Genomic DNA, 14,770 nt, shown 5'->3' with positions numbered 1-14,770 from the left:
TTATTTAGGCAGGTGGCAGACGAGCATGATGTTGGCGAAGGGTTTGCCTTTGTGCATCGGTGCCGTCTCGACGATGAAGTCGAGGTTTTCCAGTATGGCCACCCATTCGTCCAGCGGCCGGCAGTAAAGGCGCGGCAGGCGGTGGCCGCGGGAGAAGGTGACGACGTGGTCAAGCCAGTTGCACAGTTTGAAGGGCAGTCCGGCCGAGGCATCTCCGACGCGGGTCAGAAACAGACCACCGGGGGGGAGCGCATCGCGGATGCGCCGGAGGACGTCTTTTTGCAACGCGTATTCGAAGTAATGCAGGGCATCGAGGATGGTGATGACGTCTGCACTGCCGAAATCGGCCTCGGTCATGTCGCCCTGCTCGATGCGGACCAGCGGGTGATCGCTCCCGAAGGCGCGGGTGGCCCGGTCGACGTCTTTTTGCATCAGCTCGATACCGCGCAGTTGGAGGGGCTTTGGTGCGCCGGGCCAGTTGATTGGCCAGTTGCCTGCTTCGTACAGTTTGCGGGCAGCGAGCAGCCAGGCGAACAGGCAGCCTTGTCCACAGCCAAGGTCAAGGAAGCGTGCGTTGTTCGGGAACAGGCCGCGTTTCAGGATTTCACGGAAGATGTTGTCGGTCGACAGTTTGCCGCGTGCATAGCGATAGGCGAACCGGTTGCCATTCTTGAAAGGGCGGGAGGCTTCGTCGAGCAGGGCTTTGGAGAAACGCTGGGTCATGAAGTGGCGTCGTGCAGCGTGACGGGGGTGAGTTGATGATCGTTCAGGGTCGCCAACAGGCGGGGCAATACCGCGAGGATAACAGGCCGGCCATCGGCCATGCTAGCAGCATGACCATCGTGCAGGAGCAGGATGTCGCCGGGGCCAAGGTCGCGGGTCAGGCGCTGGAAAACGATGTCTGGATCACCGCAACGGGTATCGTAGGGGCGGCGTGTCCAGCTCGCCAGCTGGAGGCCGAGGCCGTGCAGCACGGCGTCGAGAAAGGGATTGCGCAGGCCGGCGGTGGCGCGGAAATAGCGTGGCGCCTGGCCAGTTAGGTCGGTCAAGGTGGTCTGGGCGGCGGCGATGTCGGCCTTCATGCGGCGTGGACCAAAGCAGGCAAAGGCGTTGGCGTGCGAGTCCCCATGGTTCTCGACACGATGGCCACGAGCGACGATTTCGCGGCACAGTACCGGGCTTTCGCGGGCGCGCCAGCCGATGCAGAAGAAGGTGGCCTTGGCATGGGCGGCGTCGAGCAGGTCAAGGACGCGGGGGGTGACTTCCGGGTCCGGGCCGTCGTCGATGGTGATGGCAATTTCGCGGCGGGCGACGGCGGAATCCGGCAGGCGGGTCAGGTTGGGGCCAAGCAGCGTGGTGCGCGGCAGCAGCCCGGCGGTGGTGATGATGGCGTGGTTGACGACCAGCACGCCCAGCGCCCATGGCCAGAGGGTGGGTACAAGCACGCAGCCGGCGAGTGCGGCAGCGTGCAGGGCGAGTGTGGCTTTGATGGCGAGGGTTGGCTGCCAGGGGGATGCCATGTCAGGTGGAAAAGTGGCCAAGGTCAAGGAAATGTTCCCACAAAACGCGCCATGCCGGCCAGTCGTGGCCACCCGGCACGGTGTGGCGGGCGGCCATCGGGAAGCGTTCGGCGATGGCTTGCATGCCTGACGCAAAGCGGTCATCGATCCCATGGCCGGCGAACACCGGAAAATCAGCCGGCGGGGCCTTGAGCCAGTGATAGGCACGATATTCCGCGTCGGTCATTTCCGCTGCCGTTGCCTGCCATGCGTCGAGTCCGCCGGCGCGGTTGATGGCGTTGGTGGTCAGCCGGCTACCCGGATAAGGGGCGATCAGGCAGAGGCCATCGATGGCGCCGGGATGATCGGCATTCAGGCACAGGGACAACAACCCGCCGAGCGAAATGCCACCCAGCCAGACGCGGGCATAGTTGGCGCGGGCTGGACTCAGGATTTGTTCGACGACGGCCGGAATGGCGTCGCCGCTGGAGACGGCATCCAGACCGAGATCGACGGCGAGCAGGTCCAGTTTCAAGGCGCGCTGGTCGACAGCGGAAAAGAAGCCGTTATCGGCGTAATGCTCGGGCGTCATGTAGGCGCCGGGCAGCAACACGAGCAGGGTTTCTGCGCCACGCGGATGGCGCACGGTGCGGAGCGTGGTGCTCATGGGGCCGTTTCACGTGAAACGTGACATTTTGATTTGGGCCCATTTTTCCGGTTGACCGTGGCATAGCGCTTAATCACGACGCTGCCCCACGAAACAGGCGGAGAGCAGCAGCGCGAGCATGGCTCCCGGTCCAACGGTAATCCCGACGGCGTGCAGGACGGGCACCTTGGAGAGGGCCAGCGTGCCAAAGCCGATGGCAGTGGTCAAGTTGGCGACGGCCATGGAGACCAGCGTCTGACTGTCCAGCCCTTCCCCGCTGTTCGAGCGGTCGAAGAACAGGGCGTAATTGGAGCCGACGGCAACAATCAGCAGCATGCCAATCAGGTGCAGCAGGTGGAGTTGTTCGCCCGCCAGATGCAGCCCGGCGATGACCAGGACGACGGCGATGAGCAGCGGCAGCAGAACGGCAGCCAGGCGCCGGGCCGAGCGCAGCGTGACGGCGAGCAGCGTGACAATGGCGATAAAGCCGGCAAGTGAGAGTAGCGTCGCTTCCTGCAGGTAGTCGTTGTACAGCGTATCGAACTCGTTCTTCATGTCGACAAACAACGCACCACTGCCGGCCAGCGCGGCACGCACCGGCTCGATGGCGATATCCATGCCCTTGTCGCCGCCGGCTGGGCGCAGCGGCAGCAGCACACTCCAGCCCGCCGGGCGTTGCAGCAACAGGGAATCGACAACAAGTGCCAGACTGGTGCCGTTCAGGGTTTCACGGGTCACGTTGTCCTGGGTACGGGCCTTGCCGACGTCCTCGAGAAATCCACCGAGCTTGCTGGCGGCCAGCGGTGAATCAGCTTGGGCAGCGTGCAGGCGGGACTGGAGTTCATCCGCGCTCGGCAGGCTGGCACGGCGGGAAGCCTGCATGGCCAGACTGGGGAGGAAGCGGGTCGGACTGTCGTAGCCGCCGATCAGGCCCTGGGCGATGAGACTATCGAGTTGCTGTCCGGCACGCTCGGCCGCCTGTAGCGCGGCTTCGCGATCCGGGGCGGTGATCACCGCCATGTAGCGGGCATCCGGCGCGGCGATATCTTCGCGCAGTGCCATGTCGGTGGCCGACTCCTCGGCGCTGACTGTGCTCAATGCCGACAGATTCGGGTGCCACAGATGCTTGTGATTGACCCCCAGAAAGACCACAGCAGCCAGCGCAAGCGCCAGGATGGGCCAGCGTAGACGCTGCAGCAGCTTGATTCCGCCAATGAGGACCGGCCCGAGGTGACTCAGGTCGCGCATGGCAAAGTGGTTGCCGGCCAGCGGCGGCAGGATGAAACGGGTCACGATGGCAGCGGCGAGGACGCCACTCAGCGAATAGAGGCCCAGCTGTGACAGTCCCGGGAAACCGGAAAATAGCAGCGCCGCGAAGCCGCAGATCGAGGTCAGCACACCGAGCCGAATGGTCGGCCAGAAGCGTTCCCGCCACTGTTCGACACCCAGTTTGCTGGACTGGACAAAATAATAGATTGAATAATCGACCGCCTCGCCGATCAGTGCCGAGCCAAAGCCGACCGTGATACCGAACACCGTGCCGTAAACCAGGCTGACTGCAACGATGCCAGCCAAGGCGCCACTGACCACGGGCAGCAGCCCCAGCGTCATCAGACGGGCCGAGCGGTAAACAAAAAAGAGTACGGCGATGATGGCCAGCGTGCTGATGGCAGATAGCCGGCTGACCTCATGCTTGATGGTGGCGCGTGAGGTGACGGCGAATACGCCGGGTCCGGACACCTGGATCGTCAAGCCGCCGCCCGGCGAGCCGGCCGCAAATTCGCTGCGGATCAGGCCAATGGCCTTTTCCTGACCGTCGGTATCGGAGCCAAGGGCCGTCGTCTGGGTCAGCAACATGGCGCGCTCACCGTCGCGCGAGGCCCAGACACCTTCGCGAACATTGGGTTGAGCCCCGGCATTCAAGGCGCCGAGGATTTCGATCATTTCGCCCGTCGGGTCACGCGGCAGCAGTGGCTTGATCATCATGCCGGCTGGCGAGGCAAGCAGATCGACACTGTTGGCGATGGCATCGCGCAGGCCGTTTACACTGAAGCGTTCGGGTTTGACGGCCGGGCTGAGCAGGTAGCGATGCTGGAACAGGAAATCGCGGTCGGCATCCAGGCTGCCGCTCTGTCCGTTCTGGACGGCTGCGAATTCGGGCAATTTTTCCAGTCGACCGCGCAAGTCGCGGGACGCCGCGGCTCGCTGTGCGGCATCACCCCCGGCAACAGCCACCATCAGCAAGCGCGTGACAACGCCCTCCTTCAACTGATCGACCAGTACCTGCTGTTCGGCCGATGGCTTGGCTGGCAGAAAAAAGGACATGTCGGCCGAAAAGTGGCTGTTCCAGACGACCATGGCCCCGGCCAGCATGGCAAGCAGCCAGATCAACAGGGCACGAACGGCGGGTCGGGTCATTTAGCCTCGACCGGCTCTATGGTCATGACTGAACGGTCACCGTCAGCCTGCAGGTATTCGATCGAGCGAACCTGATTCTTCTGGCCGCTGACCGTGATGCGCTGGACGATAGCGGCAATCTTCTGGTCACTGGGCAGGAGAGTAAGCACCCACTTGTCCGACGTGCCAGACAAATGCAGGGCATAGTTTTTCTCCAGCGCTTCCCGGTTACCGGACAGCGTGCCGCGGATGCTGTCCACGAAGGCCAGCGCTTCCGGTTGATTGGCCAGGTTGATGCTCAGTTTCTGCTTTTCGCGCTCGATGGAGAGGATGTCCTTGTCCAGCAACAGGGTTTCGATTTTGGGTACCAGCGTTCGTTTTTCCAGTCGGTCGGGTGCGGTGTAAGTCATTTCACCGCTGGATATCACCGGCTTGTCGAGCAGAGAAATGAATCGCTTTTCGACGAATCTGGCTTTGCCACCCTTGTGTCTGGCGAGGTCATTCATCAGTTGCCCGACATCGAAGGCGGCACAGGCTGGCAAGGTGATGGCGAGCAGCACGAGGCCGCCGAGAAGTCGTTTGATCATTTTTTCTGCCAGAAATTGAAGAAATTGAACCAGTTGTACGGTGCCAGATGGCAAAAATGGGTCAGACGGTCGGCGTAGTGTTGCATGGCGGCGTGGATGGCCGTGTCGCGTTCTTCACGCGTCGTCTGCGAAAAATCGGCCAGCGGTTCAAAATGCAACTGGTAGCGATTGCCGCCGAGATAGAGGCCGGTCATGAAGAAAACCGGCCGGCGCAACATGGCGGCCATGCGGAAGGGGCCGAGCGGGAAAGGCGCGGGTTTGCCGAGAAATTCGCAGTCGACCGTGGCGTCGTCGGTCAGGCTGCGATCGGCCAGCATGCCGACCACGTAGCCCGCATCAAGTTTGTCGCGCGCTTGCAGCATGGAATTCATGTGCCCGAGCGGGATGATGTCCTGGCTGGCCGCCGGGTTGATTGCTTCGAGGGTTGCATTGATCTTTCGCGCGTTTTCCTCATACATCAGCATCGCAACCTTGAGTCCGCCCTTGCCCCGGCCAACGGCACGCAACACTTCGAAACTGCCGAGGTGGGCACCGAGCAGAAAGGCACCGGGATGATTCCGGGCGGATTCCTCGACTGCTTCAGCACCGATGATGTCGATGTCGAAAAGATCGAAACGATCATTGAGCAGGTAGATGCGGTCGTGAATCGTGCTCGCAAAACTGAAGACATGACGGAAACCGTCCGACCATTCAGCCCAGCGGTTGAGCGCCAGATGAAGGTAGTCGCGACTGAAGCGGCGGGCACGTGGTGAAAAAAGCACAAAATAGGCAGCAATGCCATAGAGCACGACCCGCCCGATGGTCCGCCCGAAGGTCAGCGAAATCCACACCATGAGTTTCAGGATGGCGAGGTTGCTGCGCTCCTGCTGACGCAGCCAGTCGGATTCGCTTTTCTCGCTCATGTGGCAGGTGGTTTCAGGCTGCCGGAGGCAATATCGCGATCAGCGCCACGAATGCTGAAAGAAATCGACCCGCTTGCCTTGGTCTCCAGCAGAAAAGTGAGCACTTCCTCCGGTCTGACCGGGCTGAAAAACTTGGCATTGCCGACCTGCCAGTTCAGACCTGATTTACCGATCATTTCTTCGGCGAATAGGATGGCACGGTCGAGCAAAACGACGCCCGGGACGATGGGGTTGCCCGGGAAATGTCCGGCGAAGGCCGGGTGTTCGGCCGGCACGATCCACTGAAACTCGGTGTTAGGCATGGTTCACCTTGTCGGCATACAGTGCCTGCAGGTCGCCGCGGGGCAGCTTGCCGGTGCTGTTGCGGGGGAGTTGATCCACCAGCACCAGCGGCCGCGGCAAAAAGATGGCGTCAATGCGCTGGCGCAGGGCGACGGTGACCTGTCGGGCAGTCAGTCCGGGGGCGACGACAAAGGCGGTCAGACGGGTAATGCCATCCGGGCCCTCCTCGTCTGGCATGAAGAAAGCACCATCGACGACCCCGGGAACGGCGCCAAGCTGGTGATTCAGGTAGGCCAGCGACGTGCGCTTGCCGGCGATGTTGATCAGGTCGGTGTGGCGGCCATGCAGCAGAAAGCGGTGATCGGGCAGCAACTCGATCAGGTCGGCGAGCGCGATGCGGCCTTCGACATGGCCGCCGCAGGCGATGGTCTCATCGCCGGACGGTTCGAGGCGTACGCCGGGCAGTAGCGTCCATTCAGCGCCCTGGGTCGTGCGGCGACTGGCCAGCTGGCCGGATTCGGTGGAGCCGTAGATTTCCAGCATCGGTGCGCCGGTGCGGGCTTCGGCGTTGGCCGCGAGCGCTGTCGATAACGGTGCCGTGGCGGACAGCAGCAGGTCAAGTGGCGGGAGGTCGATGTCGGCGGAAAGGAGTGCCGACAAGTGAAACGGGGTGGTGACCAACAGGCGTGGTCGCGGGACCGCGTCCAGCGCGCAGGTGATGTCCTGCGGAAAGAAGGGCTTGCCCGCCCAGAACGTGCAGCCACCCTGCAGGGCGAGCAGGAAAGTCGATTCGAAGCCATAGCTGTGCTGGACAGGTACGGTGCCCACGATGGCGTGCGGGCGGCGATCAAGGCCCAGCGCAATGGCTTCTGCCCGGCCGTTGGCAACCAGTTTTCCCCAGGTCTTGCGCTGCGCCTGTGGCAGGCCGGTCGAGCCGGAGGTGAAGAGAATGGCGGCCAGGTGATCGGCGGGAATCAGCGGTACTGAAAATTGGGTTTTTTGCGCATTTTTCCGGTTGACCGCAGCAAGGTCCGGAAAGTCGACGCGAGGCAAATCCTGTGCGTCGGCCGGTGCATCGCACAGGCAAATCAGGTTCGGATAGTCACCGAACAGGCGCTGAAAGGTTTCTGCTGACTGTGATGAAGGTTGCAGGCTGGTCATGCCGCGCATCAACCCGGCCGCAAAGCCGACGGCGAAACGATAGCGGTCGTGGCAAAGATTGAGCAGGTAACCGGCAGGTGGCAATTGTTCGGCCAGTGCCGTGGCGTCGGCCAGATAGTTGGCAACGCTGACCGGGCCATCCGGACACCAGGCAAAGATGGCGTCAAGATCGCCATGGGAGAGCAGCGGTTCGGTTTTCATGACGGATTGACTGGGGGCTTCTGCTTGCCGTGCAGCTGATAGGCGCGGGCAACCTGAATGAAGCTCGGCCGTTCTTCGGGCGGCAGAGAATGGACGCGCCAGACATGTTCAGCCACGAACATCGCCGCCAGTAGCGGCATGGACAGCAGGTTGGCAAAGACCGACCACGCCGATTGCGAGGCGAATAACCAGAGGAGGGTCGATATCAGCGCAGTGATCAGGAAAAACAGCGTCCAGGCAAGGGTGGCCTTTCTGGTGTAGCGCCGTTTGCGCTCGGAAATCTCACCGTGATGGACCGCGCGGGCAAGTTGGGTGATCAAGGCTTCGCCGTCGCCGATGAGACTACGTCCGAACAGGGTGGCAAGCGCCAGATTGGTACCGATATTCTGAAGAAAAAAGAGCAGCGAAATGTTCGCCCGCAGTGTTGGCCATAGCCAGGCCAGTCCCCCCAGCGACAGTGCGATGCCGCTGCCGGCGAGTAATGGGTGCCGGGTGCGCCATAGCAACAGGCCAAGGGCGGCGATGATCGGGGCAACGCCAAGCAGTACGGAGAGATCGAGATGGCTGTCGCCCGAACTGCCCAAATGAGCCAGCACGGCCCAGCCGACGAGAAAGACGAGCACCGCCAGGCCGCGCAGCAGCTGGGCAGGGCCAAGGCTCATTTGGTGCGCTGGCTGGCGATGTGTGTGGTCAGTGCGCGCAGCGAAGAAAAGATACGGACGTTGTCTTCATTGTCCGACTTGAGTTGAAAGCCATACTGTTTGGAGATGACCAGCGCAATTTCGAGCACGTCGATCGAATCCAGGCCGAGGCCATCGCCAAACAGCGGCGCATCGGCGTCTATTTCACCGGGCGTCATGTCGAGGTTGAGCGCCACAACGATCAGCTGGGCGACCTCTGGCAACAGGGCTTCGATGGCTTCCGGGGAAATGGCTTGAGACATGGCGATGCTTCCGTGGATTTACTGGGTAACGGCGCGAAACGCGAGGACTGCGTTACTGCCGCCAAACGCGAAGGAGTTGGACAGGGCGGCGCGCAAGGGCTGATTGCGGCGAACCAGGGTGACGTGATCGATGCCGCTGCAGGCAGGATCAAGCGGGTCAAGATGAGCCGTGGGCGGAATGGCCTGTTCGCGCAGGGCGAGCACCGTCGCAATTGCTTCGACCGCGCCGGCCGCACCCAGCTGGTGGCCGTGCATGGACTTGGTGGCACTGACCGGCAGCCTGTCGGCGCGCTGGCCGAACACGGCCTTCAAGGCGGCTACTTCGACCGGATCGCCCTCGGCGGTTGCTGTCCCGTGGGCGTTGACATAGTCAATGTCATCGACCGACAAGCCCGCATCGGCCAGGGTCAGTTTCAAGGCGCGAACCTGACCCTTGACGTCGGGACGAACCAGATGGCTGTGGTCGCAACTGGTGCCATAGCCAACTACTTCACCGTGGATACGGGCACCCCGGGCGACGGCGTGATCCCAGTCTTCAAGCACCAGCGCGGCGCCGCCCTCGCCCAGCACGAGGCCACGTCGATCGGCCGAAAATGGCCGACAGGCGAAGGGCGATGTCTCGGCGTCGCCGGGGGCCATCACGCGCAGGGCTTCCCAGGCACGCGCCACCCCATAGGCCTGGGGCACATCGGAGCCGCCGGTCAGCATCACCCGCGCCTCACCACTGCGCACGCGGCGGAAAGCCTCGCCGATGGCAATCGCTGACGAAGCGCAGGCAACCGTGTGGCTCATGCTGACACCACCCAGTCCGAGCTGGATGGAAATGTGGGCATTGGCCGCGTTATTCATGCCGAGGACCACCGAGAGTGGTGACAGTCGTTCGCGGCCGTTCTGCCACAGTTCACGGTAGCCTTTTTCATAAGCCAGCGTGCCGCCGAGGGCTGTGCCCCACGACACACCCCAGTCATCGCGCGAATCGTCCGCGGTCTGGCGGGGGAATCCGGCGTCATCCCAGGCGCTGAAGGCTGCCGCCATGCCCAGTTGGGCAAAGCGGTCCATCATCGATGCCAATGGTTTGCCGAGTGCGGTATCCGGGTTGAAGTTCAGACAATTGACGAAGGGAATGGATAGCGGACGCGGCTTGTCGTCGGTCAGGAGGTAACGAACGGCGGATTCTCCGGCACACAGGCGGCTGAAGAAATCGGCAAGATCGCCACCATAAGGGCTGACCAGCCCCAGGCCAGTAATTGCAACCCGCCGTTGGCTCATCGCTTAGCTCTTCTGACGGCTGATCAGCCCGTCCATCAGCGATACCATTTCGCCGACCGTTCGGGGAGCTTTCAGGTCACTGGAAAGTTTGATGCCGAAGTGATCCTCGAACTCGAACATCAATTCAAGCATCATCAGCGAGTCAACGCCAAGGTCAGCCAGGACCGATTGGGAAACAACAGTTTCCGGCGCCACGCCAAGGCGGTCCTTGAGAAAATCGCGAATGAGGTCAATGGATTCCATAAGCCCGCGATTTTAGCCGAAAGGCCATATTTTCCAAAGGTTTGCCCCTGAAGCCTCTCGCCAGTGCGTTCTTCTAGGGTGCAAAATACGCCGTTTGCTACCATGTCACCCAATTCATTCGTTTGCCAAGCGCAGAGCTCCTCATGTCCTCCCTCTCCAGACCGCACTGGATCCGGCAGATTGCTTCCCGGATAGCCATCCTGTGGCCCGTCAAGGCGGTGGGTACCATGCTGTTCATGGGGGCGTTTTTCTGGGGCTATTTTGGTGTGCTGAGCCACCCGCTGTTTCCGACCACCATCATGCCCTTGATCGGACTTGATGAATGGGTTCCTTTTACGCCGCTGGCTTTCCCGGCCTATGTTTCATTGTGGGTATATGCCTCGCTGGCACCCGCCCTGCTCACCAATTTCCGGACCCTGGCACTGTTTGGCCAATGGATGGCAGGGTTGTGCCTGCTATCTCTGGGGATATTCTGGTTGTTTCCAACCGCGGTCCCCGCAGCGGGCATTGACTGGAACCTCTACCCCCAGATGGCGATCATCAAGAATGCCGATGCCAGCGGCAATGCCTGCCCTTCCCTGCACGTGGCGGCCGCTGTCTTTTCGGCCTTCTGGCTTGATCGGGTGTTCCGGTCCGTCGGCGCCCCCACCGTCGTGCGTTACCTGAGTGGCTTGCAATGTCTGGCGATCCTGTGGTCCACGGTGGCCACCCGCCAGCATGTCATGCTGGACGTGCTGGCTGGAACGGTTGTTGGCACGGTATTCGCGGTCTTATCGCTGCGCCACGCGCTTGCGGCCGCCGGCGGGCGGGAAATCTAGCTGGCCAGACCCAGTTGCTGTAGCGATTTTTGAAATAGCACCGCATCCTGAAATCCGACGATGCGCACGGCGCTGATTTCCTGCCCCTTCGCATCGTAAAAAATGATCCCCGGCGGCCCAAACAGCTTGAATTTGGCGAGCAATGCCTTGTCATCATCGGTATTGGCGGTGACATCGGCCTGCAATAGCGTGAAACCGGCCAGTTTGGCCTGAACCGCCGGATCGGAAAAGGTGAGTCGCTCCATTTCCTTGCACGAAACACACCAATCCGCATAAAAATCGAGCATCACCGGGCGACCGGCCGTGTTGATTCTGGTCTCCAGTTCAGTCACTGATTTGACGCGCTCGAAAGGCAGTCGTTTCTCTTCGGCTGCCACGGCTTGTCCGCGCAGGCCGGCCAGCGGTTGCAGCGGATCGCGGTTGCCGGCCAGGGCGCCGATCAGCAGTGCCGCGCCGGTCAGCAGCATGACGATGCCGATGCCTTTCCAGAAGCGCAGCCAGCCTTTGGCATGCGGTGGCAAGGGGTCGAGCGCGTGGAGGTAAATTGCCGGAATGATCAGCAGGCCGGCCCATGCAAGCATCGACACGACGGTCGGCATGACTGGCGAAACCAGCCAGACGGCCGTCGCCAGCAACAAGACGCCGAACGCCTTCTTGACGCCCTCCATCCACGCGCCGGTCTTGGGTAGCAGCGACCCGCCGGCGATACCCACGGCAATCAGGGGAGCGCCCATGCCGATGGCCATGACGAACAGTGCCACGCCACCAAACACGGCATCACCGGTCTGCCCGATGTAGAGCAGCGCACCGGCCAGTGGCGCCGCAACGCAGGGGCCGACGATCAGCGCCGACAGCGCCCCCATCAGAAAGACGCCAACGCCGCGCCCGCCTTGCAGATGGCCGGACTCTTCCGAGAGTTTGCTTTGTAGTGCTGTGGGCAACTGCAGTTCGTAAAAGCCGAACATCGAGAACGAGAGGACGACGAAAACCAGCGCAAAGCTGCCGAGCACCCACGGGCTTTGCAACGCGGCGGAGAGCAAGGTGCCGGTCATGCCGGCGGCAACACCCGCCGCCGCATAGGTTACAGCCATGCCGAGCACGTAAGTCAGTGATAGCGCAAAGCCGCGAGCATGGGAGTTCTTGTGGCCCTGCCCGGCGATGATGCCGGACAGAATGGGGATCATCGGGAAGACACAGGGGGTTAGCGACAGGCCAAGTCCGGCAATGAAAAAGAAGGCAAGGCTGGTCCAGAACCCTGCGTTTTTCAGCGTCGCAGCGATCCTGCCACTTTCGTCGCCCTCAGCCGGGAGCGTCGACGCAGCAGGTGCGCTGGCTGGATCGGGCAATTCGACGCCGAGCACCTGGGTTTGTGGCGGATAGCAGACGCCGGCATCGGCGCAACCTTGGGAAGTGACCTTGATTTTCAGCGGCAAAGGCCCGGAGGACATGCGATCGACCGACACTCGCATGGCAACGGATTTGTAATAGACCTCGACCTTGCCGAAATTCTCGTCGTTGTGTTCCTTGCCCTTCGGGAAGCTTGGAGTACCGAGCGTGGCCGTTTCGCCATCGACGGCAAAGCGGAACTTGTCGCGATACAGGTAATAGCCCTTGGCGATCTCGTAACTGACTTCAATGGTCTGCCCGTCCACGGCCCTGACCGATGGTTTGAAGGCGACCGCCGGGTCGAGGAATTCCTCAGCGTGGGCGAGCGAGAAGAAAAAGGAAAAGACGAGGAACAGAAGGCGCATGGTCATTGGATCGTTTCTGCCGCCACCCAGTTCAGGTAAGCGGGCAAGCCGTGGCTAAGCGGCAGGGCGATGATTTCGGGCAACGCGTAGGGGTGGAGTTCGCGGATTTTTGTTTCGAGCGCCGGGTAGATTGCTGCGGTCGACTTGAAAAAAAGGGGAATTTCGGAAGTTGATTCGACCTTGCCCTGCCAGCGATAAACGGACTGTACGCGCGGCAAAATATTGACACAGGCGGCCAGTTTGGCTTCGATGGCGGCCAGCGCAATGGCGTTGGCGCTTTCTTCGTCCGGGCAGTTGGTGATGACAAGCAAGGTTTCCATCGACGAATTCTACTTGAGCAGGCGGCGGCGGGTCAGGTGCAGGGCGATGGTGAAGGCGATGGCGGCAGTACCAAGCAGCGCCAGAATGTGGATCAGGGCGTTGGCCGGTACCTGCCCGGCGAGTAGCGGCCGGACCAGCGCAACACCTTGGGCCAGCGGCAGCCAGCCGCCGATCAGCGCCAGCCAGCCAGGGAGCTGATCAGTCGGGAAGAAAACGCCGGAAATCAGTGTCATCGGCGTGATGAACAGCGTGAAGTAGTACATGAAGAAATCGTAGGACGGGGCCAGCGCGTTCCAGATCAGGCCGAGGGCGGCGAAGGCCAGTCCGGTAAGCACGATGGCGGGCAGTGCCCACAGCATCAGCGGGCCGTTGGTCAGGCCCATGCCGGTGATGACGACGAGAATGGCGGCACCGGAGAACAGCGATTTGGTTGCTGCCCAGAACAGCTCGCCGGCGACGACATCGCCCAGTCCGAGGGGGGTGTTGAGGATGGCATCCCAGGTTTTTTGCACGTGCATGCGGGAGAAAGCCGAGTACAGCGCTTCAAAGGTGGCGGCGTTCATCGTCGAGGCGCAGACGGTGCCGGCAGCCAGGAAGGCGACGTAAGGCTGGCCTTCGATGCTGGGCAGCATGGCGCCCAACCCGTAACCGAGGCCGAGCATGTAGATCAGCGGGTCGGCGAGATTGCCGAGGATGGAGGGTAATGCCAGCTTTTTCCAGACCAGGAAATTGCGCCGCCAGACCGGCAGAAAGCCGAATCGTCTTGGGGTATTGGCGGTTAGCGTGGAGGACATCTGTTTGGCCGGGCGTTAGGTCGAGCCTGCATTTTAGCGCTCTGCCGGCAGAAGCCAGCATTTACCCGCTGGTGCACTGCTTGCCCAGTTCGGGCAAATCGTCGGGTGTTAGCGCCAGACAGGCAAGGCAGTCAGTACCCAGCTTGTCCCATTCATTGGAACGCGATTGCGCGGATTTGAGCTGAATCAGGTATTCCGCGAGTTGCGCAACCGCAATGAGCCGGCGCGAACGTACGGGAATGTCTATCGTGCCGTTCAAAGCCTCACGGTCATGGTGATGCCGAATGGCTTGGCAAGTGTCATCGGGGAGCAACCAGCTCTCGGCGAGTTGGGCGCCGAGCACAGCATGATTGAGACCGATGCTCTCGTCCTCGACTGCGGTGAAGGACAACACGGGCTCCTTGTTGGCACGAGCCAGTACTTCGCGATATTCCGGAAACGGGTTCATCAACATCGGAATGCCGCAATCACGGAATAGTGCAAAGGTGTAGGCGTCTTCCGGACGGATGCCAATTTCACGGCCGAGTTGCTTGGCCACGCAGCCCGATACATCGGCGGTCATTGCCGATGTATCCCAGAAACGGTCCATATGCGGCACATGCTTGAAAACCTGCTGCAATGCCAATCCGGAAACGGTCTTGGTCACCAGTTTCAAGCCTAGGACGAGCAAGGCTTCCTGAACGGTGGGTACTTTTTTGCCAAAGGAGAAATAGGGCGCATTGGCAACCTTGATCATACCGGCCGCCAGCGCGACATCCCGGTTGAGCAATTTGGCCATATAGATGAAGTCTGGCTCGTCCTTGGCAGACTCTTCTTCAATCTGGATCAGGATCGCAGGGCGCGGCGGAATCCCGATCTCACGGATCTCGAGCTTCATCTTGGCCTCGAAGCTCTCCGGATTCTCAGCGGGCTGGTCTTCGTTGTTTGCGCTACTTTGAGTGGGATCCATTGAAGCG

Annotated in this window: 17 protein-coding genes; 1 reads left to right on the top strand and 16 read right to left on the bottom strand. The window is 61.5% G+C overall.

Annotated elements, in window-relative coordinates; all coding sequences use genetic code 11:
* The 12 genes from IPJ12_09440 to IPJ12_09385 all read right to left on the bottom strand — a co-directional run bounded on the left by IPJ12_09440 (position 1) and on the right by IPJ12_09385 (position 10,130).
* Entirely contained in the window at positions 1 to 723 is a 723-nt protein-coding gene (locus tag IPJ12_09440; GenBank protein ID MBK7647366.1) for a class I SAM-dependent methyltransferase, read from the bottom strand.
* On the bottom strand, positions 720 to 1,520 hold the full coding sequence (locus tag IPJ12_09435) for a polysaccharide deacetylase family protein (GenBank protein ID MBK7647365.1): 801 nt from the start codon (positions 1,518 to 1,520) through the stop codon (positions 720 to 722). Before IPJ12_09435 ends, IPJ12_09440 begins: the two co-directional genes overlap by 4 nt.
* A gap of 1 nt (position 1,521) precedes the next feature.
* Positions 1,522 to 2,166 carry a hypothetical protein gene (locus tag IPJ12_09430; protein MBK7647364.1) on the bottom strand — a complete coding sequence of 215 codons (645 nt, stop codon included), beginning with the start codon at positions 2,164 to 2,166 and terminating at the stop codon, positions 1,522 to 1,524.
* A gap of 69 nt (positions 2,167 to 2,235) precedes the next feature.
* Positions 2,236 to 4,563, bottom strand: a complete 2,328-nt coding sequence (locus IPJ12_09425; GenBank protein MBK7647363.1) for an MMPL family transporter — start codon at positions 4,561 to 4,563, stop codon at positions 2,236 to 2,238.
* Complete coding sequence (locus tag IPJ12_09420) at positions 4,560 to 5,129, bottom strand: outer membrane lipoprotein carrier protein LolA (GenBank protein MBK7647362.1); 570 nt, start codon at positions 5,127 to 5,129, stop codon at positions 4,560 to 4,562. Before IPJ12_09420 ends, IPJ12_09425 begins: the two co-directional genes overlap by 4 nt.
* Positions 5,126 to 6,031, bottom strand: coding sequence for an acyl-CoA synthetase (locus IPJ12_09415; GenBank protein MBK7647361.1), 906 nt, complete (start codon positions 6,029 to 6,031; stop codon positions 5,126 to 5,128). Before IPJ12_09415 ends, IPJ12_09420 begins: the two co-directional genes overlap by 4 nt.
* The gene (locus tag IPJ12_09410) at positions 6,028 to 6,333 is read right to left on the bottom strand and encodes a hypothetical protein (GenBank protein MBK7647360.1); all 306 of its coding nucleotides are present in this window, start codon (positions 6,331 to 6,333) and stop codon (positions 6,028 to 6,030) included. The genes IPJ12_09415 and IPJ12_09410 overlap by 4 nt, the downstream gene beginning before the upstream one ends.
* Complete coding sequence (locus IPJ12_09405; GenBank protein ID MBK7647359.1) at positions 6,326 to 7,675, bottom strand: acyl-CoA synthetase; 1,350 nt, start codon at positions 7,673 to 7,675, stop codon at positions 6,326 to 6,328. Before IPJ12_09405 ends, IPJ12_09410 begins: the two co-directional genes overlap by 8 nt.
* On the bottom strand, positions 7,672 to 8,337 hold the full coding sequence (locus tag IPJ12_09400; GenBank protein MBK7647358.1) for a hypothetical protein: 666 nt from the start codon (positions 8,335 to 8,337) through the stop codon (positions 7,672 to 7,674). Before IPJ12_09400 ends, IPJ12_09405 begins: the two co-directional genes overlap by 4 nt.
* Positions 8,334 to 8,618 carry an acyl carrier protein gene (locus IPJ12_09395; protein ID MBK7647357.1) on the bottom strand — a complete coding sequence of 95 codons (285 nt, stop codon included), beginning with the start codon at positions 8,616 to 8,618 and terminating at the stop codon, positions 8,334 to 8,336. The genes IPJ12_09400 and IPJ12_09395 overlap by 4 nt, the downstream gene beginning before the upstream one ends.
* An 18-nt stretch (positions 8,619 to 8,636) precedes the next feature.
* Positions 8,637 to 9,887, bottom strand: a complete 1,251-nt coding sequence (locus tag IPJ12_09390) for a beta-ketoacyl-[acyl-carrier-protein] synthase family protein (GenBank protein MBK7647356.1) — start codon at positions 9,885 to 9,887, stop codon at positions 8,637 to 8,639.
* Positions 9,888 to 9,890: 3 nt separating this feature from the next.
* Positions 9,891 to 10,130, bottom strand: a complete 240-nt coding sequence (locus tag IPJ12_09385; GenBank protein MBK7647355.1) for an acyl carrier protein — start codon at positions 10,128 to 10,130, stop codon at positions 9,891 to 9,893.
* Between the two features lie 143 nt (positions 10,131 to 10,273).
* Between IPJ12_09385 and IPJ12_09380 the strand changes: the two genes are divergently transcribed.
* Positions 10,274 to 10,948 (top strand): phosphatase PAP2 family protein, encoded by a 675-nt coding sequence (locus tag IPJ12_09380; GenBank protein MBK7647354.1) that lies wholly within the window; start codon positions 10,274 to 10,276, stop codon positions 10,946 to 10,948.
* On the opposite strand, the gene IPJ12_09375 is transcribed toward IPJ12_09380, so the two are convergent.
* The 4 genes from IPJ12_09375 to IPJ12_09360 form a co-directional block, all read right to left on the bottom strand.
* Positions 10,945 to 12,705 carry a protein-disulfide reductase DsbD gene (locus IPJ12_09375; GenBank protein ID MBK7647353.1) on the bottom strand — a complete coding sequence of 587 codons (1,761 nt, stop codon included), beginning with the start codon at positions 12,703 to 12,705 and terminating at the stop codon, positions 10,945 to 10,947. The genes IPJ12_09380 and IPJ12_09375 overlap by 4 nt on opposite strands.
* Complete coding sequence (locus IPJ12_09370) at positions 12,702 to 13,019, bottom strand: divalent-cation tolerance protein CutA (protein ID MBK7647352.1); 318 nt, start codon at positions 13,017 to 13,019, stop codon at positions 12,702 to 12,704. Before IPJ12_09370 ends, IPJ12_09375 begins: the two co-directional genes overlap by 4 nt.
* A 9-nt stretch (positions 13,020 to 13,028) precedes the next feature.
* Positions 13,029 to 13,814, bottom strand: coding sequence for an ABC transporter permease (locus IPJ12_09365; protein ID MBK7647351.1), 786 nt, complete (start codon positions 13,812 to 13,814; stop codon positions 13,029 to 13,031).
* Positions 13,815 to 13,875: 61 nt separating this feature from the next.
* Positions 13,876 to 14,763, bottom strand: coding sequence for an HDOD domain-containing protein (locus IPJ12_09360; GenBank protein MBK7647350.1), 888 nt, complete (start codon positions 14,761 to 14,763; stop codon positions 13,876 to 13,878).
* Positions 14,764 to 14,770 lie beyond the last annotated feature (7 nt).

Source organism: Betaproteobacteria bacterium, from assembly GCA_016709965.1.
GTDB lineage: Bacteria > Pseudomonadota > Gammaproteobacteria > Burkholderiales > Rhodocyclaceae > Azonexus > Azonexus amarohabitans.
Note: the sequence above shows the minus strand (reverse complement) of the source record. Positions and strands in the feature narration are given on the sequence as shown.